1 protein-coding gene is annotated in these 1,583 nt (G+C 66.8%); it reads left to right on the top strand.

Annotation, left to right across the window (positions count from 1 at the left end):
- Positions 1-1,583: formate--tetrahydrofolate ligase (locus QO034_RS23215; protein ID WP_284487870.1), on the top strand; the 1,583-nt coding region annotated here is incomplete at both ends.

The raw sequence follows: 1,583 nt of genomic DNA on the forward strand, positions 1-1,583 counted from the left end.
AAGGAGCCGATCCAGGCGATCGGGGCGAAGCTTGGGATATCGGACGCGGATCTGGTGCCTTACGGGCATGACAAGGCGAAGGTTTCGGCGGATTTCATCGCGCGGGCGGCGTCCAACCCGGACGGCAGGCTGATCCTGGTGACGGCGATCAACCCGACCCCGGCGGGCGAGGGCAAGACGACGACGACGGTGGGGCTTGGCGACGGGCTGAACCGGATCGGCAAGAAGGCGATGGTCTGCATCCGCGAGGCGTCCCTGGGGCCGAACTTCGGGATGAAGGGCGGGGCCGCGGGCGGCGGGAGGGCGCAGGTGGTGCCGATGGAGGACATGAACCTGCATTTCACCGGCGATTTCCACGCCATCACCAGCGCCCACAACCTGCTTTCGGCGATGATCGACAACCACATCTACTGGGGCAACGACCTGGAGATCGACCAGCGCCGCGTCGTCTGGCGCCGGGTGGTGGACATGAACGACCGGGCGCTGCGCGACATCGTGACCTCCCTGGGCGGGGTGTCCAACGGCTTTCCCAGCCAGTCGGGGTTCGACATCACCGTGGCGTCGGAAGTCATGGCGATCCTGTGCCTGGCGACCGATCTCGACGACCTGCGCAAGCGGCTCGGCGACATGATCGTGGCCTACCGGCGCGACCGCAGCCCGGTCCACGCCCGCGACATCAAGGCCGACGGCGCGATGACGGTGCTCTTGAAGGACGCGATGCAGCCGAACCTGGTGCAGACGCTGGAAAACAACCCGGCCTTCGTGCATGGCGGACCCTTCGCCAATATCGCCCATGGCTGCAACTCGGTGGTGGCGACGAAGACTGCGCTGAAGCTCTGCGACTACGTGGTGACGGAAGCCGGGTTCGGGGCCGACCTCGGGGCCGAGAAATTCATGAACATCAAGTGCCGCAAGGCCGGGCTCGCGCCGTCGGTGGTGGTGCTGGTGGCCACGGTGCGGGCGATGAAGATGAACGGCGGCGTGGCCAAGGCCGATCTCGGCGCGGAAAACGTCGCCGCGGTGAAGGAAGGCTGCGCCAACCTCGGCCGCCATATCGAGAACCTGAAAAGCTTCGGCGTACCGGTGGTGGTGGCGATCAACCACTTCGTCACCGACACCGACGAAGAGGTCGCAGCGGTGAAGGACTACGTGAAGAAACACGGCTCCGAAGCGGTGCTGAGCCGGCACTGGGAACTGGGCGGCGAAGGCGCCGAGGATCTCGCCCGCCGGGTCGCCGAGGTGGCCGACAGCGGCGTCGCGTCCTTCTCGCCGATCTACCCGGACGAGATGCGGCTGATCGACAAGATCAACACCATCGCCAAGCGCATCTACCGCGCCGACGAGGTGCTGGCGGACAAGAAGATCCGCGACCAGCTGCGCCAGTGGGAAGACCAGGGCTACGGCAACCTGCCGATCTGCATGGCCAAGACCCAGTATTCCTTCAGCACCGACCCCAACCTGCGCGGCGCGCCCACCGGCCACTCCGTGCCGGTCCGCGAAGTCCGCCTCTCCGCCGGCGCCGGCTTCATCGTCGTCATCTGCGGCGAGATCATGACCATGCCCGGCCTCCCCCGCGTCCCCTC

This window comes from Sedimentitalea xiamensis (genome assembly GCF_030164465.1).
Taxonomy (GTDB): Bacteria; Pseudomonadota; Alphaproteobacteria; order Rhodobacterales; family Rhodobacteraceae; genus Sedimentitalea; species Sedimentitalea xiamensis.